This is a genomic window from Archangium sp. (assembly GCF_036277355.1).
GTDB lineage: Bacteria > Myxococcota > Myxococcia > Myxococcales > Myxococcaceae > Archangium.
Genome location: NZ_DASUNC010000207.1, coordinates 1 through 20,789 on the forward strand (window position 1 = coordinate 1; position 20,789 = coordinate 20,789).

General features: G+C 67.8%; 21 protein-coding genes and 1 pseudogene. 7 read left to right on the forward strand and 15 right to left on the reverse strand.

All coding sequences use genetic code 11. The annotated features are described in order from the left end of the window. The 4 genes and pseudogenes from VFZ09_RS50525 to VFZ09_RS50540 form a co-directional block, all read right to left on the reverse strand. Positions 1–444 (reverse strand): annotated as a pseudogene (locus VFZ09_RS50525) (hypothetical protein); the annotation flags it as partial. Continuing rightward, positions 441–1,343: a Fe-S cluster assembly ATPase SufC gene (gene sufC, locus VFZ09_RS50530; protein WP_414640822.1), complete on the reverse strand. Its 903-nt coding sequence runs from the start codon at positions 1,341–1,343 to the stop codon at positions 441–443. The pseudogene VFZ09_RS50525 and the gene sufC, both read right to left, overlap by 4 nt. Next, positions 1,232–2,668 (reverse strand): Fe-S cluster assembly protein SufB, encoded by a 1,437-nt coding sequence (sufB, locus tag VFZ09_RS50535; RefSeq protein WP_329735063.1) that lies wholly within the window; start codon positions 2,666–2,668, stop codon positions 1,232–1,234. The genes sufC and sufB overlap by 112 nt, the downstream gene beginning before the upstream one ends. Then, on the reverse strand, positions 2,665–3,177 hold the full coding sequence (locus tag VFZ09_RS50540; protein WP_329735064.1) for an SUF system Fe-S cluster assembly regulator: 513 nt from the start codon (positions 3,175–3,177) through the stop codon (positions 2,665–2,667). Before VFZ09_RS50540 ends, sufB begins: the two co-directional genes overlap by 4 nt. A gap of 350 nt (positions 3,178–3,527) precedes the next feature. On the opposite strand from VFZ09_RS50540, the gene VFZ09_RS50545 reads away from it, so the two are divergent. Further along, a complete protein-coding gene (locus VFZ09_RS50545) occupies positions 3,528–4,172 on the forward strand; it encodes a hypothetical protein (protein WP_329735065.1) in 645 nt (214 codons plus the stop codon). A gap of 70 nt (positions 4,173–4,242) precedes the next feature. Here VFZ09_RS50545 and VFZ09_RS50550 read toward each other — a convergent pair whose 3' ends face one another. From VFZ09_RS50550 to VFZ09_RS50575, 6 genes are all read right to left on the reverse strand, one after another. Beyond that, positions 4,243–5,334 carry a helix-turn-helix transcriptional regulator gene (locus VFZ09_RS50550; RefSeq protein WP_329735066.1) on the reverse strand — a complete coding sequence of 364 codons (1,092 nt, stop codon included), beginning with the start codon at positions 5,332–5,334 and terminating at the stop codon, positions 4,243–4,245. A gap of 108 nt (positions 5,335–5,442) precedes the next feature. Further along, a complete protein-coding gene (locus VFZ09_RS50555; RefSeq protein WP_329735067.1) occupies positions 5,443–7,467 on the reverse strand; it encodes an ATP-binding protein in 2,025 nt (674 codons plus the stop codon). A gap of 295 nt (positions 7,468–7,762) precedes the next feature. Next, entirely contained in the window at positions 7,763–8,923 is a 1,161-nt protein-coding gene (locus VFZ09_RS50560; RefSeq protein WP_329735068.1) for a hypothetical protein, read from the reverse strand. A gap of 2 nt (positions 8,924–8,925) precedes the next feature. Then, on the reverse strand, positions 8,926–9,654 hold the full coding sequence (locus VFZ09_RS50565; protein WP_329735069.1) for an ImmA/IrrE family metallo-endopeptidase: 729 nt from the start codon (positions 9,652–9,654) through the stop codon (positions 8,926–8,928). Continuing rightward, on the reverse strand, positions 9,651–10,028 hold the full coding sequence (locus tag VFZ09_RS50570) for a hypothetical protein (RefSeq protein ID WP_329735070.1): 378 nt from the start codon (positions 10,026–10,028) through the stop codon (positions 9,651–9,653). Before VFZ09_RS50570 ends, VFZ09_RS50565 begins: the two co-directional genes overlap by 4 nt. Further along, on the reverse strand, positions 10,015–10,641 hold the full coding sequence (locus tag VFZ09_RS50575; RefSeq protein ID WP_329735071.1) for an RNA polymerase sigma factor: 627 nt from the start codon (positions 10,639–10,641) through the stop codon (positions 10,015–10,017). Before VFZ09_RS50575 ends, VFZ09_RS50570 begins: the two co-directional genes overlap by 14 nt. A gap of 359 nt (positions 10,642–11,000) precedes the next feature. Here VFZ09_RS50575 and VFZ09_RS50580 point away from each other — a divergent pair, with 359 nt between their 5' ends. Together VFZ09_RS50580 and VFZ09_RS50585 are read left to right on the forward strand one after the other, a co-directional pair. Continuing rightward, entirely contained in the window at positions 11,001–11,309 is a 309-nt protein-coding gene (locus tag VFZ09_RS50580) for an HNH endonuclease signature motif containing protein (RefSeq protein WP_329735072.1), read from the forward strand. A gap of 122 nt (positions 11,310–11,431) precedes the next feature. Then, on the forward strand, positions 11,432–12,097 hold the full coding sequence (locus tag VFZ09_RS50585) for a hypothetical protein (protein WP_329735073.1): 666 nt from the start codon (positions 11,432–11,434) through the stop codon (positions 12,095–12,097). Positions 12,098–12,145: 48 nt separating this feature from the next. Here VFZ09_RS50585 and VFZ09_RS50590 read toward each other — a convergent pair whose 3' ends face one another. Next, positions 12,146–13,240 (reverse strand): helix-turn-helix transcriptional regulator, encoded by a 1,095-nt coding sequence (locus VFZ09_RS50590; protein ID WP_329735074.1) that lies wholly within the window; start codon positions 13,238–13,240, stop codon positions 12,146–12,148. Between the two features lie 210 nt (positions 13,241–13,450). Between VFZ09_RS50590 and VFZ09_RS50595 the strand changes: the two genes are divergently transcribed. Both VFZ09_RS50595 and VFZ09_RS50600 read left to right on the forward strand, forming a co-directional pair. Then, positions 13,451–14,227: an SDR family NAD(P)-dependent oxidoreductase gene (locus VFZ09_RS50595; RefSeq protein WP_329735075.1), complete on the forward strand. Its 777-nt coding sequence runs from the start codon at positions 13,451–13,453 to the stop codon at positions 14,225–14,227. Between the two features lie 173 nt (positions 14,228–14,400). Beyond that, positions 14,401–15,402, forward strand: a complete 1,002-nt coding sequence (locus tag VFZ09_RS50600; RefSeq protein ID WP_329735076.1) for a class I SAM-dependent methyltransferase — start codon at positions 14,401–14,403, stop codon at positions 15,400–15,402. Between the two features lie 15 nt (positions 15,403–15,417). On the opposite strand, the gene VFZ09_RS50605 is transcribed toward VFZ09_RS50600, so the two are convergent. After that, positions 15,418–16,035 (reverse strand): TIGR02265 family protein, encoded by a 618-nt coding sequence (locus VFZ09_RS50605; RefSeq protein WP_329735077.1) that lies wholly within the window; start codon positions 16,033–16,035, stop codon positions 15,418–15,420. Positions 16,036–16,098: 63 nt separating this feature from the next. Beyond that, the gene (locus VFZ09_RS50610; RefSeq protein WP_329735078.1) at positions 16,099–16,386 is read right to left on the reverse strand and encodes a hypothetical protein; all 288 of its coding nucleotides are present in this window, start codon (positions 16,384–16,386) and stop codon (positions 16,099–16,101) included. A gap of 139 nt (positions 16,387–16,525) precedes the next feature. Here VFZ09_RS50610 and VFZ09_RS50615 point away from each other — a divergent pair, with 139 nt between their 5' ends. Next, the gene (locus VFZ09_RS50615) at positions 16,526–17,725 is read left to right on the forward strand and encodes an ABC transporter substrate-binding protein (protein WP_329735079.1); all 1,200 of its coding nucleotides are present in this window, start codon (positions 16,526–16,528) and stop codon (positions 17,723–17,725) included. A 147-nt stretch (positions 17,726–17,872) separates the two neighbouring features. After that, entirely contained in the window at positions 17,873–18,304 is a 432-nt protein-coding gene (locus VFZ09_RS50620) for a universal stress protein (protein ID WP_329735080.1), read from the forward strand. Positions 18,305–18,345: 41 nt separating this feature from the next. Here the strand turns inward: VFZ09_RS50620 and VFZ09_RS50625 are convergent, their stop codons facing one another. Then, complete coding sequence (locus VFZ09_RS50625; RefSeq protein ID WP_329735081.1) at positions 18,346–19,923, reverse strand: DUF4388 domain-containing protein; 1,578 nt, start codon at positions 19,921–19,923, stop codon at positions 18,346–18,348. Positions 19,924–19,944: 21 nt separating this feature from the next. After that, positions 19,945–20,751, reverse strand: coding sequence for a tetratricopeptide repeat protein (locus tag VFZ09_RS50630; RefSeq protein ID WP_329735082.1), 807 nt, complete (start codon positions 20,749–20,751; stop codon positions 19,945–19,947). Positions 20,752–20,789: the final 38 nt, after the last annotated feature.

Here is a 20,789-nt window from a genome sequence, read left to right on the forward strand (position 1 = left end):
GACGAAGACGAGCCAGTGCCCGGCGGAGGCCGTCTGCTGCGTCGCGGGCCGGGGGCTTGCGGGGGCGTCGGTGAGGAGGGAGGGCTGCGGTTCGCGGCTGCCGCCGCTCCTACGGGACTCCGTGCCAGTTTCGGTGGGTTCGCGGCTGCCGCCGCTCGTGGCGGATGCGAGGTGCGCGCTCGTTTGCGTTGCGGCGTCGAAGCGGGCGCGCAACGCGGCGAGGATGCGCTCGGGTTGAACGGTCTCGCGCACCGACAGCGCCTGCTGTTCCATGAAGGCAAGCGAGGTGTGACGCCAGTTTTCGCGCCGCGTGGTGGGCCAGCCCTCGTCGGCGAAGCGGCCGATTGCCTCGTCGCGCACGCGGGCGAGCCAGGGCAGCTTCGCGCCCGCAAGGCCGGCGGCGATCTCGCGATGGCGTCCGAGCCAGAAATCGACGGCGCTCATGGCCGTGCTCCCGGGGCGCCGCTGGCACGCTCGCCGCCCTTCGCCGTGTCGATCCAGCCGTAGCCGTGCTCTTCGAGTTCCAGCGCAAGCTCGCGCCCGCCCGAGCGCACGATGCGGCCCTGCGACAGCACGTGCACCTGGTCGGGGACGATGTAGTCGAGCAGGCGCTGGTAGTGGGTGATGACGATCATCGAGCGCTCGGGCGAGCGCAGGCGATTTACGCCGTCGGCGACGATCTTCAGCGCGTCGATGTCCAGGCCCGAGTCGGTTTCGTCGAGCACGGCGAGCTTCGGCTCGAGGAGCGCCATCTGCAGGATCTCGTTGCGCTTCTTCTCGCCGCCGGAGAAGCCCTCGTTCACCGAGCGCTGCATGAAGGCCTGGTCCAACTGCACCAGCTTGGACTTCTCCCGGGCCAGCTGGAGGAAGTCCATGGCGTCCAGCTCCTCCTGACCCTCGGTGCGCCGCCGGGCGTTGAGCGCCGTGCGCAGGAAGTGCAGGTTGCCCACGCCCGGAATCTCCACCGGGTACTGGAAGGCCATGAAGACGCCCGCGTGCGCCCGCGCCTCCGGCTGCATGGACAGCAGATCCTTCCCGTCGAAGAGCACCTCGCCCTTCGTCACCTCGTACGTCTCGCGGCCGGAGAGCACCTGCGACAGCGTGCTCTTCCCCGAGCCGTTGGGGCCCATGATGGCGTGCACCTCGCCGGGCATGAGCTCCAGGTCGATTCCCTTGAGGACCTCGCGGCCCGCCACGCGCACGTGCAGACCCTTGATGCTGAGCAGCGGCTTCATCCCACGCTCCCTTCCAGACTCACGCTGAGCAGCTTCTGCGCCTCCACGGCGAATTCCATGGGCAGCTCCTTGAAGACCTGCCGGCAGAAGCCATTGACGATCATCGATACGGCGTCTTCCTTCGAAATGCCCCGCTGCTGGCAGTAGAAGAGCTGGTCCTCGCCAATCTTCGACGTGGACGCCTCGTGCTCCACCTGCGCCGAGGAGTTCTTCACCTCGATGTACGGCAGCGTGTGGGCCCCGCATTGGCTCCCCAGCAGCAGCGAATCGCACTGGGTGTAGTTGCGCGCGCCCTCGGCGCTCTTGAGCACCTTCACCAGGCCCCGGTAGGTGTTCTGCCCGCGGCCCGCGGAAATCCCCTTGGAGACGATGGTGCTCTTCGAGTTGCGGCCGATGTGGATCATCTTCGTCCCCGTGTCCGCCTGCTGCCGGTGGTTGGCGAGCGCCACCGAGTAGAACTCGCCCACCGAGTCATCCCCCTTGAGGATGACGCTGGGGTACTTCCACGTGACGGCCGAGCCCGTCTCCACCTGCGTCCAGGAAATCTTCGAGCGGTGGTGGGCGATGCCGCGCTTGGTGACGAAGTTGTAGATGCCGCCGCGGCCCTCCTCGTCACCGGGGTACCAGTTCTGCACGGTGGAGTACTTGATGGTGGCCCCGTCCAGCGCGACGAGCTCCACCACGGCGGCGTGGAGCTGGTTGGTGTCGCGCATGGGCGCGGTGCAGCCCTCGAGGTAGCTCACGGAGGCGCCCTCGTCGGCGACGATGAGGGTGCGCTCGAACTGGCCGGTGTTCTCCGCGTTGATGCGGAAGTAGGTGGACAGCTCCATGGGGCAGCGCACGCCCTTGGGCACATAGACGAACGAGCCGTCGCTGAACACCGCCGAGTTGAGCGCCGCGAAGAAGTTGTCCGAGTGCGGCACCACCGTGCCCAGGTACTTCTTCACCAGCTCCGGGTGCTCGCGCACCGCCTCGGAGAAGGAGCAGAAGATGACGCCGGCCTTGGCCAGCTTGTCCTTGAAGGTGGTGGCCACCGACACCGAGTCGAACACGGCGTCCACCGCCACGTTCTGCATCAGCTTCTGCTCGTGCAGCGGGATGCCGAGCTTCTCGTACGTCTTGAGGATCTCGGGGTCCACCTGGTCCAGGCTGTCCAGCTTCGGCTTCTTCTTGGGGGCCGAGTAGTAGATGATGTCCTGGTAGTTGATGGGCGAGTACTCCGCCTTCTGCCAGCGCGGCTCCTTCATGGTGAGCCAGTGCCGGTAGGCGCGCAGCCGCCACTCGAGCATGAAGTCCGGCTCGCCCTTCTTGGCGGAGATGAGGCGGATGATGTCCTCGTCGAGGCCGGGGGGAATGGCCTCGGACTCCACGTCGGTGACGAAGCCGGCCTCGTACTGCCGTTTGGTGAGCTCCTGGATGCTCTGCGTGCTCATGAGTGGGCACCTCCGGCCGTGGTGGGGATGGGGTTCGGGTTCTGGGGGGGGGCGGCCGGGCGGGCGGGCACCCCGAGGCCCACGAGTCGAGGCGCCGGCGCGCACAGGTCCGCCAGCGTCAGCCGCCCGAGCGCGTCCTGGATGGTGCGGTTGATGACGCGCCAGTGGCCGCGCACCCGGCACACCGTCTCCAGCTCGCAGGTGCCGCTGGGCGCATGGGCGCCCTGGGCGCCACACTCGGTGAGGGAGACGGGGCCCTCGAGCGCGGAGATGATCTCCGTGAGGGGGATGTGCTCGGCGGGCCGGGACAGGCCGTAGCCGCCGCTGGCGCCACGGTGGGACACCAGCAGGCCGGCACCCTGCAGGCCCTTGAGCACCTTGCTCACCGAGGGCAGGGGCACACCGGTACCGGCCGCCAACTCCCTCGCCGTGCGCGTCTCACTCCCGGCGCGCGCCAGCTCGGTCAGCAGCACGATGCCGTAGTCGGTCATCTTGCTCATCCGGAGCATTCGGAATCTCTCCAGCCATCCGGCGCCCCCCGCTGTGGGGGCGCCTGTGCGTGTTGGCTCTTTAAACAGGACTAAGTTGGTCCGCATTAAAAATCGTGCCGTCAGCGCCCGGCGTGCTGGCTGCCCGGCGACTGGGAGTGAAGGGGCGGGAGTGGCCGCTCGCCTTCCTCGTGAGGACGGCCCCGGCGTACCACCTGGGAGGTACAGACACGGCGGCCGCCCTGGCGCATCTTGCGCGCCGACCGCTGGCCCTGGCCGGTGCGTCCCGGGACGGGCCTTCGAGAGGGGGAGAGGCCCGTCCCGGCGCCGTCTCCACCTTCCAGCACGCTCCCCCCTTTCATCGAGAAGACATGAACAGGTTTTTCGCAGGGGCCGTCCTCGCGCTGTCCATCCTGACTGGCTGCGGCGGTGACGACGACACTCCAGGAAATGGAAACACGGGAGGAGGCTCTGGCACCGGGCAGACGTGCAGCGCCTCGAACTGCACGGGCTGCTGCTTCAACAATGTCTGCCAGACGGGCAACACCGCCTCCGCCTGTGGCAAGGCGGGAGCCGCATGCTCGGCCTGTGGCTCCCTCCAGGTGTGCAGGACGGACCAGACGTGCGGCGTGGATCCGAACAGCGTCTGGCGCGTGCAGCCCGTCTCGGCCCGCATCACCTCCAGCAACAATGGCTCGTCCTGGGATGGCGATGCCTCCGCGCCGGATGTCGTCGTCGCGATGCGGTGCCCGGGCTCCACCACCTCCACCCAGACTCCCGAGGTGGAGAGCTACACCCCGGCGTGGACCACCGGCGGCTGCACCGCCAAGGCGAGCCAGCTCCTGGCCGAGCCGTGGGTGTTCCAGCTCTGGGACATCGACTTCAGCAGCGATGACACCATCACCGACTCCCTGGCGCTCCGAATCACCGAGGAGCACCTCACCGCGGGTACGGTCAACATCAATGCCTCGGGTGGGATGACGTCCATGACCCTCCAGTTGCAGAAGCAGCCCTGACGGCGGCGGATTCCGCACGAGCGTGGACGGGCATGGGATTCCAGGCCCGCCCATGCCACCGGACAGGCGCCTACTGCCGTTCCGCCAGCAAGAGGAGCGCGGCCTTGGAGACGAGCTCCGCCCTGTTCTCCACCTCCAGCTTCTTGCGGATGTTCTTCAGGTGCGTGTTCATCGTGTGCTGCTTGATGTTCAGGTGCACGGCGATGGACTCATAGAGCCAGTCCTGGAGCACATAGCCGACGATCTCGACCTCACGCCGGGTGAGCCGCGGCGGCAGCCAGGCCGTGGGCACGGGGAGCGAAGACGAGGGTTCTTCGAGCACCAGCGTCCACAGCCGTTGGCCCTGCTGTTCCGGCATCCGGATGAACGTCACCTTCAAGGCTCGGTCCTCGCGCACGCACGCCCAGCTGTCCGCCCCGGGCTCGCCGTCTTCCTCCAGGCGCCCGAGCCAGACCAGCCGCTCCACCCACTCTCTCGGGAGGCCCGAGGGGCCGAGCTCGGAGGGGGTGAACCACTCCTCCAGCAACGCGGTGACCCGGTCCGTGCGCAGCACCTCCACGAGGGCCGGGGTGAGCACGAGGCACTCCAGATTCCGCTGGTGCAGCAGCGCATCCGGGAACGGGCGGCCCTTCACCACGCCTCCGAGCATCCGGCAGTTACGAACCGTCCGCGCCAGGGAGGGCGTCAACCCTTGCAGGAGCGCCCGCTCGCGATCGGAGAATTCCAGGGCGTGCTCGCGGTAGATCGTCAATCCCCCGTGCCAGCCCTGTCTCATGTCCAGCCGCACCGACATGAGATGCTCCAGGGGGGTGTGCAGCTTTCGGCAGAGCTGGTAGGGCAAGCTGCGCACCAACACTGCGCGCGGACCCATCTCCGAGTCCCGGAACACCACGTTGGGCAGGTGTGACACCGTGCCACGCACGAAGTCACCGCCCGCCATCTCCCGATACCGGGCCAGGAACGCGGCCAGCCGGTCCGTCGTCACCCATTCATAACCGGCGGGGCGAGCCTGGTTGGACATGCACCACGCCGCGTGCTCCGCCGGGAGCAGTTGGAACAGCGCGCCCTCCATCCGGGACAGCACCACCGGAAGCTCCAGGGCGCTGGCCAGTGCCGCCTTCAGCTCCAGGGTGAGTGCCCGCTCGCGCGAGTCGAGATCCATGGATGTTCGTTCCTCCTCGGCGTTCATTCATCAGGATGTGTCCGATGATGAACGCCGAGGAGCCCCGGGTCTCTCCCTCCTGGGGAGTAGAACCCCTCCCCGTCCCGGCTACTCCACGAGGAGCCGCTTCACCGGGGCCGGATCCACCGCGACCATCAACGGCCGGGTGAAGCTGCTGAACGAGACGAGCGCCTGCCCGGGCGCGAGACTGGACACCTTGTTCCAGAGGCTCTCGTCGATGGTGCCCGCCGTCTTCTGCATCCGGGAGATGACCGCGCTGTCGGTGATCTTGTGGATGATGAAGTTGTTGAGCAGGCCCAGCACCTCGCTGGGAAGGTGCTGGGGCAGCTGGGTGACGAAGACGAGCCCCAACCACCGCTTGCGGCCACGCTTGGCGATCCGGGCCACCTGCTCGAACAGCACGGGCATCTGCGAGATGCGGCTGGCCGACAGGAACTCGTGCGCCTCCTCGATGATGATGAGCACCGGCGTGATGGCCTGTCCCTGCTCACTGGCCCGCTGGTAGCGCGCCTCCTGCATCTCCTGCAGCCCGCGGAGGATGTCCGCGATGACGAGGTTGTTGAGCTGCGGCGAGTCCGTATCCGACAAGTCGATCACCGACACCCGCCCCGGAGTCAGCATCGAGCCGTAGTCCACCCCGGGTGCCGAGCCGACATCGAACAGCTTGAGGCGGCGCAGGGAGTGGAGCTTGCTGGCCAGCGCCTTCCAGCTGATCTCGTTCCGGCTCGCATGGGCCATCACCCGGCCCATCACCCGGCCGAAGTGGTTCTTGAACTCGCTGTACAGCGGAGGAATGCTCGGCTGGACCGGCTCCGCGCCCTCCGCCTCGGCGCCCTCCCCCGCTTCCGAGGAGCTGCTCGACTTCCGGGACGAGGACTTCGAGCGGCTCCGGGTCTCCGCCTTCCCCTCGTCACTCAGGCTGTAGATATAGGTGCTCACGACGTCCAGCAGGTGCTGGATGGTCATGCGCGGATAGCCCGTGGACAGCTCGTCGAGTTCCAACACCTGCTGACGCTCCTCGGCGGTCCTCGGGTAGATGCCCAGCTCCTCCAGCAACAGCTTCGTGACGTCGTAGGCCTTGTGGAAACGCTCCTGCTGGGCCTCGGACAGGCCGAGGATCTCCGAGATGGCGTAGGGCGAGAGGCTCGAGAAGTTCAGCGCGAAGGGGTGCAGGTTCCTGTGCTTGGGATTGCGGCTGTCCCGGCCCATCAGGTGGTGGATGTGCAGCTCCTTCACCCCCTCGGGATTCTGCTTGCGGCGCCTGAGCGCCTCTCTCATCGCCGGGTCATCGGTGGGCTTGTCCACATGCGTGTATTCGCCCTCCACGTCGAAGACGATGGTGGCGATTCCCGCCTGCTGCGCCCGGTGGATGAGCGTCGCGACGGTCGTGGACTTGCCTCCGCCCGTCGTTCCGATGATGCCCGTGTGGCGGGGCAGGACGGACTTGTCCATGGGATCGAAGCGGGCTTCCATGTTCTTGTAGCCCACCACCATTCCCAGACGCAGGTCCCCCTTCATGCCGAGCACACGCTCGCTCTCCGCTTCATCGAGCAGGAAGACGGGGCTCTTCGGCCGGGGCCGGCGGCCCGGAGGCACCAGCTTCCCGTCGAGCTCCTCGCCGAGGATCTCGATCTCGGCACGCCCGTGGTAGTCGAAGGTATAGGTGAGCTTCTTGCCCTGGACCACCACGCCCACGGCGATGGTGGAGCTGGCGGAGACGGCATCCGGCTCGGCGAAGGGGCCACGGACCACCAGGCCCAGGTAGTTGTGCTTGTCCTCCTTGGACTTCACCCGCACGAGCGTCTGGGACGCCAACTTGTGGAGATCATCCCGCGTCATCAGGACGGTGACGAGGTTGTCCTGGCTCGAGCCGCTGTCGAAGTGGGTGAAGCCCACCGCCTGCTCGAGCTCGGGATCCAGCGTCTCGTTCACCCGGTGGGCGTCCTGCTGAAGCTCCTCGAACGCTCCGAACACCTCCTCCGGGAGCTCCCGGACGATCTCATTGGCCGGAACGTCCTTCTCCGGAACCGGTGGTGCCTTCTGCTCCACCGGCGTGGCGGGACGAGCACGCTCGCCACGAGTCGCGTCCGCCGCCGGAGGTGCCGCGGCCATCGTGGGAGCCGGCTGCGATGGACGCGCGGGCACACCACGCGCGGGGCCCGTCCCGGAAGAAGGTGACGGAGTGCCCTGGGCCGGCGTCTGCGAACCGGGAGCCGGCGGCCGGACGACGTTGGAACCTGGAGGAGCCGTGGGACGGGCAGGCACGGTCCGGGGAGCCGTGGTGGCCGGCGGAGTGGGCGCCCTGGGGGTGTTCGAAGGAGACGCCGGGCGGGTCGCGCCGTTGGAAGGCACACCCGTGCCCGGAGACTTCGGAGTCTTGTCATCAGCCATGTGTCTGGTTCTCCCGTCAGCGTCCGCCGAGGAGGTGATGCTTCGAGCCCGCGCGCGTGTAGGCGTCGTTCACCAGGCCCAGGAAGGTTTCCGAACCGAAGACGCCACGGCATGAGGCGTCCGCGACATCGAGGAGCATCGGGAAGCCCCGATCGGGCCGCACGATGCTGTCGGCCAGAGCCAGGTGGGCCGCGATGTGCACGTGCTCCCGGTGCGCGTAGAAGAGCCGCGGCGGAGTCTGCTCCGAGGCCCGGAACAGTCCGATGAAGACCTCCGGGCAGTACTCCTTCACGAAGGCGAGCGCCTCCTCCCCCATCCGGCCGTCGTAGTGCCACCGCCGGACGAAGTAGCTGCTGTCCTCCTCGAGCGTATGGAGGATGGCGTACTCGCCTGGCTTCAACGCACTGCCAATCGTCAGGTATCCCTCCTCGTCCAGTTCCCGGGGCACGAACACGAACTTCTTGTGGTGCCGGATGAGCCGCTTCATCACGTCGAGCGAGGCACTCAACAAAGGCCTGTAATTGGCGCCGGAGAGCATCTCCCGCGAGCAGGGATTGCCCGGTCCGATGAGCCATTCCGCCTGCGACCTGTCCAGGAGGAGGGCCCGCTCGGCATAGGCCCGGATGTAGCGGCGCATCAGCATGGACAGGTCGTCCCGCATACCGCGCTCGTGCCGCCGCTTCAGACAGTCCTGCACCACCTTCATCGTGTCCGGGGTGCGCGCGCTCACGTCCTTGCGGTACAGGCGCTGGGAGAAGGTGCCGGATACGCCCCCGTAGCCCACGATGGCCACGGCAATCTGGGTAATGCCCAGCGCCAGGCTGTCATGGAACGCGGCGATGCTACTCACCGCCTCCACCCGTCCCGTGAAGAGCCGACTCTCGAAAATGGTCTTCAACCTGTCGGGACTGGCTTCATAGACACCCGCCTCGGGAATCCGGGTCTGCCGCTTGAGGTCGGGAAAGACTTCCTGGCGGATGGTGGCGCGGATGTGCGCTTCCGCGGTCTCCGCACTGGAAACCTGCGTGCGGATGCGGGAGATCAATCGCTCGACCTCCCACCCCTTCTCCCAGGTGCGCAAATCGAGCGTGGTGGAGAGATCCTCCCCCAGGCTCTTCCGGTAATCCTCATCTCCGATGAATCCCCTCTCTCCATCTGGCGGATTGCCGTCTTCCATCGTTACCGCTCCTCCGTGGGCGTGAGCTTCAGAAAGAAGGGACGGCGCGAGGGTTCCCGCGCCAACAACAACCGGACGTAGGCCCGGGCCTCTCTCACCGGGAGCCCGAATCGCGAGGCCAGCTCGTGCTCCGCCTCCTGCCGGCCGAGGTCCCGCACCAGGGGAAGTGCTTCCCGAGCAGGAGCCAGCAGCTCATAGGTGAGGCGATCCGCCCGCAGCTCCGACTCCATGGCCTTGCCCGTGCAGGGGTCGCCCGAGGCATTGCGCTCGATGAACCGGACCTGGACGCCGGAAGGAATCCGCTGGAGCGTCAGGAACAGGGACTCGTGGGGAGCACTGGCGTCCGTGCGATCGAGGGCAGGACGGATATCCTCCCCCAGGGTACGAAATGCGCGGGCCCGAGGCAGATGGTGATCGAGCACGAAGTGCGCCACTTCGTGCACCAGGGTGAAGCGTTGCTGGAGCTCTTTGTCCTTCTCGTCGTAGAAGAGAGCTCCCCAGCCCGCATGCGCTACCATGCACCCATGCAGACGGCGGCTCGTGCGCGGCAACCCACCATGCGCGCGCCCCTTCGAGTCCAGCCAGTCTCGCGCCATGCCGCAGGTGAGACCCGGCATGGCCAACAGGCGAATGGGAAGCACCACGCTGATCTTCTTGGACAGCTCGCTCAGCGACGGGAAGGACGGCAGACGGCATGCGTCCACGGCTTCCTGCAGCCAGGTCTCAATCATGAGTTCGTCTCGTCGTCCTCGTCGGTGTGATCTCTCGCCGCGAGCAGGAAGGACTCCTCACCCTCCTCCTCCGCGTCCCGGCGCTCGGGAAGGACATCCAGGAACTCGACGTGCCGGATCACGGCCGCGAGCCGGTGGGGTTCCACCTCGAAACGCTTGCCGATCTCCTCCAGGTGCTCGGCGAAGTGCTCCTCGCTGGGACGCCGGCACAGGGACAACCACGCGAGCGTGTCCGGCGAGCAGCCCAGTTCCTCCGCGAGCGCCTCGGCGGACTTGTTCTCGTACTTGCGGTACTGCTCGAAGACATAGCCGAGCGTCCAGTCGTGCTGCCCGCTGCTCCGGGCCGCGACCGCGAGCCACTTAGGATTCGTCATCGGACTCCTCCTTTCCACCACGCTCCAGTGACTGCCCAAAACGCTCCAGCAACTTCATGAGGCGGTCCCGATGCCGCTTCACCTCGCGCTTCAGCTCGTCCCTCGGTAGCGGACCCAGTTCCAGTTCCTCCGCCAGCCGCTTGGTCGAGCCCTCTCCCATCAGGATGCGCCTGACGGCCTTCCGATCCCGCTCACTCTTCAGGACCTGGCGCTTTTCGAGCCGTTCCATGATGCGCTTCGCCTCCACGGAGTTCTCCACCACCTCCTTCGGAGACGTCGCCCTACGTTCGACATCACTGCCGTATTTTTGATTTCTCCGCTCCCGTGCGTCCGCCGCACGACGCTTGTCCAACGCCCGGTATTTGGCGGCCTGCGTCAGGTAGGCACCCAGACGACCCTTTCCCGGGTCATACCGCTTGGGATTGGTGAGGTAACTGAAGACCACATCGACCGCACACTGATTGGCGTCGTCCTCGTCACAGCCCAGATGCTTCGTCAAGACGTCGACGATCTGGTCCACGTACGTCTTGAAGACCTCGGTGGAAACCACGGGATCCTTCCGGAGCACACGCTCATGCAGAAGCTTCTCGTCCGTCGGTGGTGGTTGGCTCATCCCCTCTCCTCGCCAGGACTCATTCGCCCATGCGTTCATTGTGTCGCACCCCCTTCTTCGGTACCGGACCCCTGAAGTTCGACGGACGAGGTCTACGCGCGGCGGGAGAGGTTGGGGGAGATGGATCCCGCTGTCTGTACCCCTCCAGTGGTATGGACAAACGGCTGTTTCGGCGTTCCACGACACAAGCTTGCTGCCGTGGAGGCACCCGGCACGTACTTCCTGAGTGGTACAGACGCCGCCGCCGTCGTGACGCATCTTGCGCGTCGAGCACTGACAGGCACTGGTGCGCTCGAGGCGAACCGGAGCCCATCGGCAGCACATGGCCATGCTCCAGAGCAATGGCCAGGAGAACCCACATGCGCAAAGTAGGAACGACGTCGAGAGGTGGAGCCTTTTCCCAGAGTGAGATCGATGTCGTCTGGCAGAAGGGCACGGTTGTGACAGGCAAGCCCGCCGAGCAGTACAGAAAAGACGCGTGTGGCGCGTTGATGAAGAAGGACCAGTACGGCAACACCAGCAGTCCGATGGGCTGGGAAATCGATCACAGGAAGCCAGTCGCCAAAGGAGGCGGTGACGAACTGTCCAATCTCCAGCCTCTCCAGTGGGAGAACAATCGGCACAAGAGCGACGATTATCCGAACTGGACCTGTGCGGTTCGCGGGTGATGCGGATGAACCAGTTCCATTCGACAGGGTGGGTCGTCGTCGCCTTGCTGCTCCTGGCGGGCTGTTCATCCAGCTCGGCCCAGGTGACGGTCCTGCTTCGACGGGGGATATCGTCAAACACCGTGGCGAAGGTACAGGTCACGGTGAACGCCCCCGGAGAGGACGCCGTCACGAAGGACCTCACCGGGTCCTCGATTCAGTGGAGCGGGATCCTCTCCGGTCTCGCGGAAGGCACCGACAGGACCTTCGATGCCGTCGCGTTGGATGCCGGTGGGGCTCGGCTGTACACGGGCCGGGCGGCAGGCGTCGTCCTCGCGGACGGTGAGGACACACTCGTCTTCATCACCTTGGATGAGCTCACGGCCTCGACCGCGACCCAGCCCGAGGCACCCATCCTCACCTCCCTGACAGCACACCCGGCGGAAGTCCGCGCGGGCAGCACCGTCACGCTCCGCGCCACGGCCCGAGACCGGAATCCAGGTGACACCATCCGCCTGGAATGGACCGCGCCCGGTGGCGCCTTCTCGTCCCTCGCGGATGGCGCCATCTCCTGGACGGCGCCATCTTCCGGGGCCTCACTGCAGCTGGGTTGCACGGCGAGCGACACACAGGGGCTGAGCTCCTCCCTCTCCATTCCCATCAGCGTCCGCGCGGTCAGCAGTGCGGGGAGCGGTAGCGGCGGGAGGGTCTGCTGCAAGCACTGTGGAGGAAGCAGCAAGCCGTGCGGCGATAGCTGCATCAACTCCAGCTACACGTGCTCCAAACCCGCGGGATGTGCCTGCTACTGACAGCGAAGAGGGGGCACTGCCGCCACCCTCTTCGCGCTCTCAGCTTGGTTATCGACTCAAAGCCGCCCGGCAGATGAGCGCCGGCCGGCCCTCCACCCCGAGTTTGTCGAAGATGTTCTGCAGATGCTTCTTCACCGTTGCCAGCGCGAGGCCCAGGTGGTCGGCGATGAGTTGGTTGTCCCAACCCTGGAGCACATGGCTCACCACCTCGACTTCCCGCTCCGTGAGCAGCCGACGCCATGCCTCGGGAACCGGGATGGCACGCGGCAGTTCCTGGAACTCCAATGCCCAGAACTGTTGGCCACCCCGTATCGGCAGCCGGGTGAAGGTCACCCGCAGGTCCTCTCCCGCCAGGCCCCGCTCCTCACCCGCTCGCTCCCAGACGTCCAGGCCGGTTCCCCCGGCGCCTCCCCTGGCCGTCAGCATAGCGAGCCGCTCCACCAGCACCGTGGGAAGAGCCGAAGGACCCACCCGCTCGGACGGACGGAACCACTTCTCCAGCAACGCGGTGGTGGGCGGCGTCCGCAGTTCCTCGAGGAAGGGCTCGGCCCGCACGATGCACCTGGCTCCCCGGTGCTGGAAGAACGCGTCCAGCACCTGACCGCGCGCCGCCACCTCGCCGTACATCCGGCAATTGCGCACCGTCTGGGTCAGCAAGCGCGTCAGGCCCTGGAGACGCGCCTGCTCCCGTTTGGAGAATGGCCGGCGCCGCTCCCGGTAGAAGGTGAGGCCTCCATGGGCCCCGCCCTTCACGTCCAGCAACACCGACATCACGTGCTCCAGCGGCATGCCCAGCTCGCGGCAGTACTGGTACCACCGGCTGCGCTCCAGCACCTTGCGCCGCGGCACCATCTCCACGTCCCGCAACACCACGTTGGGCCTGCGCACCACCGCGCTGCGCACGAAGTCATGCTCGGCCAGCTCGGGGTAGTGGGCGAGGAACGGAGCCGGCATCTTCGTCACCCACCAGTCGTAATCCCCCGGCCGGCCCGGCCTGGAGACGCACAGCGCCATGTAGTCCGCCGGCAGCAGCCGGAGCAGCACGGCCTCGGCATTGGCGAACACCTCCGAGAGGTCCAGGGAACTGGTCAAAGCCTCCACCAGCTGGGAGGTGAGTGTCCGTTCACGTGACTCGCGATTCATCCGGTTGCTCCGTGGCAGGGGGTGGATGGGATACCCCTTTCCGTACAGACCTCGGGGCACCGCCGTCTCCCCCCCGTTCGGGGGGGTTGACACACCGGGCGGGGAAGACAGCGCCACGGCGCCCGCCGGATTCACGTGGAGAACAGATGCGGCCCCCCGTGCTGGCCGCTTCCACGCCCCCGCCTCAGGCTCCTCCTCCAGGAGGAAGCCATGAACGAGATGAGCTATCGGACGGCGCTGGTGACGGGGGCCTCCAGCGGCCTCGGACGCGGTCTGGCGTTGTGGTTGGGCAAGCGGGGCGTGAAGGTGTACGCCGCCGCCCGGCGCCGCGCCCACCTGGAGGAACTCGCGCAGGAGGCCCGGGCGGCCGGTGCCCACGTCGAGCCCGTGGAATTGGATGTCTCCCACGCGGATGCCACGCTCGAGCGCATCCGCGCACTGGACGAGGCCTGTGGTGGACTGGACCTGGTGGTGGCCAACGCGGGCGTGGGCGGACAGACGAACGCCCGGGACTTTCCCTGGGAGCACGCGAGGAAGGTCATCGACGTGAACGTCACCGGCGCCGCCGCCACGCTGTCCGCCGTGCTGCCGCGCATGGTGGAGCGCAACCGCGGGCACCTGGTGGGCGTCTCCAGCCTCGCCAGCTGCCGGGGCCTTCCCCAGAACGCGGCCTACTCGGCCTCCAAGGCCTTCCTCAACACCTTCCTGGAGAGCCTGCGCGTGGACCTGCGGGGCACCCAGGTGCGCGTCACCTGCATCAAGCCCGGCTTCGTGAAGACCGAGATGACCGCCCACATCCAGCACACCATGCCCTTCCTCCTCGAGGCGGACGCGGCCGTGGAGTTGATGGGCCAGGCCATCCTGCGCGCCGAGGCCGAGTACGGCTTCCCCTGGCAGATGGCCCGCGCCGTCGGCGTAGCGAAGTTCGTGCCCAACCTCCTCTTCGACGCCGTCGCGAGCAAGGTGCTCCGAGCCCCGCGCGGATGATTCCTCTCCCGCCCGGTCCCGCCAGGGCAGCAGGCAGGGGGCATGTCCCGAGGAAGAGGCGGACCGTCACAAGTCATTTTACTCAACGTGGGCATCAGCTCACACAAACGGACCCCCGGGCGATGCAAGCCATTGCCCGGGGGGGCGAGGGGGGCGAGCCAACGAGAGTCGACATGCGGGAACACGCGCTTCAGGTGAATGACAACTCGCACGAACTGGACGTGACCCAGGACTGGGGCTCGCCGTGGCGGGCTCCCCTGATGGAAGGATTGGACCTGGCCCATGCGCGGATTCTGGGCGGGGACATCCCCCGAGGCATGCACACCCTGCTCTCGTCCCTCGGTCATGCGCGCGCCACGCTCGTCCCGGAGGACTGGCGGCGCTTCTGCATCGAGACGTGCCGCCTCCACCCCGTGCATTCCCTCGTCCGGCAGGAGCCGTTCACCCGCCGGGGCTTCGAGAAGCCTCGCCGCTACGCCGGTGATGCGGTGATGCTCGACTTCGTCTACGAGGACCATGCACCCGAGCGCCTCGGCACCACGCCCACCGGGGTGGAGCTCAACCGGTTCTTGTGCGCGCAGACGAGCACCGCCTCCCTCCGGGGGCGCAGGGACTATCTGGCGCGGTTCATCGACAGCGTGTCGGAGGAGCGAGCCGATGCCCGCATCCTCTCCGTGGCGTGCGGCCACCTGCGCGAGTCCCGGCGCTCGCGGGCCGTGCAGCAGCGGCGGGTGGGCGAGTTCCTCGCGGTGGATCAGGATCCGCGGAGCCTGGGAGTGATCGACAGCGAGCTCGGACACCTGGGCGTCAAGCCAATAGCCGGCTCCGTGAAGGACATCCTGCGCAACCAGTTGCGCTTCGAGGACATGGACCTCGTCTACGCGTCCGGGCTCTACGACTACCTCCCGCAGCCCATCGCCATCCGCCTGACGGCCCAGCTCTTCTCCATGCTGCGCCCCGGTGGACGGCTGCTGCTGGCCAACTACGCCGACCCGCACAAGGACTCCGCCTTCAAGGCGTACATGGAGGCCTGCATGGACTGGTGGCTCATCTACCGCGACGAGTCCGAGGTGGCGGCCTGGATGAGCGACATTCCCAGGAGCCAGCTCCGCCGGCAGGCGCTCTTCCGGGACGAGACCGAGAACCTCATCTACCTCGAGCTCACCCGCCGCTGAGCCCACGCGCCCCGCTCACTCCCAGGAGATCTCCAGATCCAGACTGAGCGGCCCCGTGGCCCGGGCGCGGGCCTCCACGTTCTTCAACCCCAGCATGGACCCGAGGGTGATGGCCCCGCCCTCGTGGTACGCGAGGGGCGTGAAGGTGCATTGGACGCTGAGGACTCCTCGCTTGGGCCCCTTCCAGACCACCGTCGGCACCGAGTAGGCCATGGAGACCTTGTAGAGCTCCTCCAGGGTGCGCACCAGGCGCATGGGGTCCGTCGCGGACACCAGTTGCGCGGACCGGCCCACCACGGACGTCATGTAGAGCTCCACGGTCCGCTTCGCGATGTACCGCAGCACCTCCGCGTAGCCGCCCAGGCTGGCGCTCAACTGCCCCGCCGCGGCGCCCAGCATCAGCACGAGCGCGCGCGTGGGGTAGTTGAAGAACTCCACGAACTCCCGCTCCCCGCTCGCCTCCAGGCAGCGCTTCACCATCGCCTCGCCGCCGATCTCCCGCACGGCCGTCAACGTGGCCAGGAACAGGATGCCGCGCGTGGTGTACTCCGGCGTCGCCAGGGGCACCCGGCTCTCCAGATCCTGCTGCGCATCATACGAGGGGCCCCGGCCCTCACCCGTCTCATCGCTCATTCATCGGCCTCAAGCGTCCTCGGAGGTCCCCTCGCCCTCAGCCCGGGAGTCTACCCCTGGTGGCTACGTCTCCCTGTCGCTCACACAGCCCTTTGTATTTGCAGGGCACTTGCAGATCCTCGGACCGTTCGGGTCGCTCAGCGCCGCGCAGCTCTCGGCCTTCGGGGGGCAGTCCCCCAGGGTGGTACACAGCTGCACGCAGACCTTGTCCGTCGGGTGGCAGAGCTCGGACTCGAGGCAGTCCTCGGCCCCGGAGCACGTCAGGTCATAGCCCCCCGAGCCACAGGCCGCCAGCACCACGCCCGCCGCGCTCAGCGCGACGAGCCTCCACGTCATCTCCCGAAGCCACATTCCCGGCGTCCTCCTGAGGGGTGGCCGAAGGAAAATCGGCCTGTCACCGGGTGTCAACGTGGGCACGGACGGGCGAGGCGCGCCAGCCGGGCGGGAGTGCGCTAGAAGGCGGGCGACTTCATTCGTGGAGGAAGTACGCATGCGCCGCTCCGCCGTCCCGATGCTGCTCGCCGCACTCACCGTGCTGGGAGCCGCTTGTGAGAAGAAGGCCCCCCCCGCGCCCTCTTCCCCGCCCGCCTCCGCGCCGGCCGCGGCCTCCACCGGGGCTCCCCCGGCGAACACGGACACCCTCCTCCTGGGCCAGGTGGGCAGCCTCACCGGCAGCGAGGCCACCTTCGGCGTCTCCGCGCGCAACGGCATCTCCATGGCCATCGCGGAGGCCAATGCCGCCGGCGGGGTGAAGGGCAAGAGGCTGGAGCTGCGCGTCTACGACAGCCAGGGCAGGCCCGAGGAGGCCGCCCAGGCCGCCACGCGCCTCATCACCCAGGACAAGGTCGCCGTCATCCTCGGCGAGGCCGCCTCCACCAACTCCATGGCCATGGCCGAGAAGGCCCAGGCGGCCGGCGTGCCGATGATCACCCCCACCTCCACCAACCCCGCCGTCACCCGCCGGGGTGACTACATCTTCCGCGTCTGCTTCATCGACCCCTTCCAGGGCTACGTCATGGCGAAGTTCGCCCGCGAGAACCTGAAGCTCAACCGGGTGGCCGTGCTGCAGGACAACAAGAGCGACTACTCGGTGGGACTGACGAACGTGTTCAGCCGCAAGTTCTCCGAGATGGGCGGCGCCATCGTCGCCACCGAGAGCTACTCCAAGGGCGACACGGACTTCCGCGCGCAGATCACCGCCTTCAAGCAGGCCCGGCCCGAGGCCCTCTTCGTGCCCGGCTACTACACGGACGTGGGCCTCATCGCCCGGCAGGCGCGCGAGCTGGGGCTGAACGTGCCCCTGCTCGGCGGCGATGGCTGGGAGTCCGACAAGCTCTTCGAGCTGGGCGGCAGCGCGATCGAGGGCAGCTACTACTCCAACCACTACTCGGTGGATAACCCGGATACTCGCGTGCAGGAGTTCATCACGAAGTACAAGGCCACCTATGGCGCCGTGCCGGACAGCGTGGCCGCCCTCGCCTATGACGCCGCCTCGCTCGCCATCGACGCGATGAAGCGCGCGCCCGACCTGTCGGGTGCCTCCATCCGCGACGCCATCGCGGCCACCCGCGACTTCCCCGGCGTGGGCGGTACCATCAACCTCGACAAGAATCGCGACGCCGTGAAGCAGGCCGTCATCCTCAAGGTCGAGGGCGGGAAGACGAAGTTCGTCACCACCGTGAAGCCTTGACCGCCCCGCGTGCCCAGGAGACGGCCGGGCGGGCGCCTCCCACGCCGTCTCCGGCGGAAACGGGCTCCCGCTTGCCCCTGACGTGCCTCGCACCACCCTGACGGTAGGGGGTTCCTCGCCCCCGCGTCCTTGCCTGGAGAAACAGACGTGATTCAACACATCCTCGTCGCCATCGATGGCTCGCAGACCTCTCGCAAGGCGGCGCGCTTCGCCCATGACCTGGCGCAGCAGACCGGCTCGCGCATCACCCTCCTCTTCGTCCTCGAGCCCCCTCGCATGCTCGCCCTCGGCTTCCTCGACTCGGAGCTCATCGCCGGGCCCCAGCGCACCCCCGAGGAGATGGACGCCGTCCGCCGCATGCTCGATGAGGTCGCCGCCGATCTCCCCAAGGCCCAGGTGGAGAAGATCGTGGAGATCGGCCGCCCCGCCGACACCATCGTCTCCATGGCCGACAAGCTCGGCGCCGACCACATCGTCATCGGCGCTCGCGGCCTCAACCCCGGTGGCAAGTGGTTGCTCGGCTCCGTCAGCGACCGCGTCGTTCAGCACGCTGGGCGGCCGGTCACCGTGGTGCACTGAAACACGGGGGTTCGCTGACCCTCACCCCAGTAAGGCCGGGGTCAGCGCTTCACGCGCTTCATCGTGTCCTGGATGAGGTCCACGTACTGCCGGTTCTTCGGGTTGAGCTTGAAGGCCTTGCGGTACGCATCCTCCGCCTGCGCCCACTGTCCCTCGCCGCGCGACACCTCGCCCGTGAAGAACCACGCCTCCTCGCACGCCGCATCCTGCTTCACCACGTCCAGCAGCTCCTGCAGCGCCAGCTTCCCGTGGGCCTCCGGCTTCATCAGGTAGCGCGCCCACGCCCGGTAGGCCCGGTACAACGGCTTGGGGTCGATGTCGCACGCGTACTCGAAGTACTCGAAGGCGCCCGCGTAGTTCTCCGCCTTCAGCCGCTTGCGCGCCTCCTCGTACTGGGTGCTCGCGTCCAGCAGATCCGTCCGGATGCGGAACTGCTCCGCCGTCGACGGCCGCCCCGTCCCCACCTTCTTCTCCCGCGCCGCCGCCCGCCGCTTGCGCCACAGCGCCGCCTGCTCCGCCTCCGACAGCGCCCCGTACGCCCTCGCGTACCCCACCAGCAGCCCCTCCGCCTTCTCCTTCAAATCCGCCGTCTGGAAGCGCAACGGCGAGAACTTGTCCGACAGCGCCAGGAACGCCTTGCGCAGCGCCACCGGCTGCACGTCCTCCGGCACGCCCAGCAGATCGAACGGATCCTGGCTCCGGTGCGACATGAAGGCGCTCAGCAGCGCGTTCTTCACCGCCTCGTCCTCGTCCGAGAACGGCAGTCCCGTGGCCGCCGCGACCAGGGCCGCGGGGTCCACCGTCTCGAGCGAGCCCGGCATGGGCGTGAGCGCGGGGCCCGGCATGGGCATGGGCTGCGCGGCCACCGCCGAGGGCGCCGGAGGCGGACGCTTGTCCACCTCCTCCGCGAAGTCCGCCAGGCCCAGCAGGCAGAAGGCATACAGCCGCCGCAGCGCCGAGTCCGTGTCCAGCCCCGAGCGCTGCTGCAGCTCCGTGAACGTGGGCCGGAAGCGCAGCGCCTGGAAGAGCCGCGCGTCCTTGGAGGACAGCCTCGGCCCCTCCACGCCCGGCACCTGCGCGAAGCGCCGGTCATCCGTGAAGGTGAAGTGCGTGGCCACCTCGTCGAAGGGCATCATCGTGGAGATGCCCGTGAGGATGAGCTGCGAGGTGTTCATCCGCACGCTGGTGTCCGGCGGCTCGATGTCGGCGATCAGCCGGAAGCGCGCGTCCGTCCACCGGAAGCAGTCCAGCAGCTTCATCGCCATGTTCGCCTGCATCTGCTTGTACAGGTCGAACGGGCTGATGAGCCCCTTCTGCACCAGCAGGCCCCCGATGGGCACCTCCGTCTGGACGCTCTCGGCGAGCCCCTTCTGGTAGTCCGCCTCGGACAGCTTGCCCTTCTCCACCAGGAACTTGCCCAGCGTCTCGTGCAGCAGGTTGCTGGAGCACGCCACCGGCGCGCCATCCTCGAAGGTGATGCGCTTCTCGCGCTGGCGCACCTTCAGCTCCAGCGTGCACGTGCGCTCCTCGATGGCCAGCGCGTGCAGCAGCAGGGGAAACGGCGTCTCGGCGAGCGCCCCCTCGCGCTGCCTCAGGACCTGGGCGGGGGTCGGAAACATGGAACTCTCAGCTTAGCAGGGTTACTCGTTGTCGGACGCCATACCCGGGTCGTCGTAGAAGCCGTAGCCGTCCGGCGAGGGCTCGGGCGCCGTCACCCGGCTCAACACGGAGATGCCGAGGGCGAGCACCACCACCAGTGCGACCCCGTAGGCCAGGGGCCGGCTGGGGCGCGCCCGCCAGGCCCACAGCCGCTCGCGCCGGCGCTGGAAGCCGGGGGCGGCCACGTACTCCTTCCAGGCCTCCTCGCGCATGAGCGCCGCATCCGCGTCCCGGCCGCTCTTGTCCAATGCCTGGGCCAGCAGTACCCGCCCCTCCACCGTCCCCTGCCGCGCGTCGCGCAGGCGCTGGAGGGACTCGATGGCGCCCTTCGTGTCCCCGCGCGCCAGCCGGAAACGCCCGCGCTCCAGGTCCACCGCCCCCATCTGGTAGCCCGGCTCCTGCTTCGCCGCCTCGTCCAGCAGCAGCTCACCCCGCGCCGCGTCACCCGCCCCCAGGTACGCCACCCCCAGCAGGAACAGCGTCCCCACGTCGTCGTCGCCCGCCTCCAGGTTCGGCTTGAGCACCTCCACCGCCGCCGCGTACTTCCCCCGCCGCACCCACAGGTCCGCCAGCTCGTAGCGCGCCCGCCGGTCATGGGGGTTGGACTGCAACAGCCGCTGCAGCTTGGAGGCCCGCTGCCACCGGCCGATGGCCCGCAGCGGGCTGGGGAGGATGCCCACCGTGTAGCGATCCGCCACGATCACCAGCGCCAGCACCGCCAGGGCGGACAGCACCGGGCTGCCCGTCAGCGAGGAGAGGAGGATCCACAACAGCCAGCTCATGCTCATGGGCGGTGCTCATATCAGGTGGGCGCACGCCGCCCCAT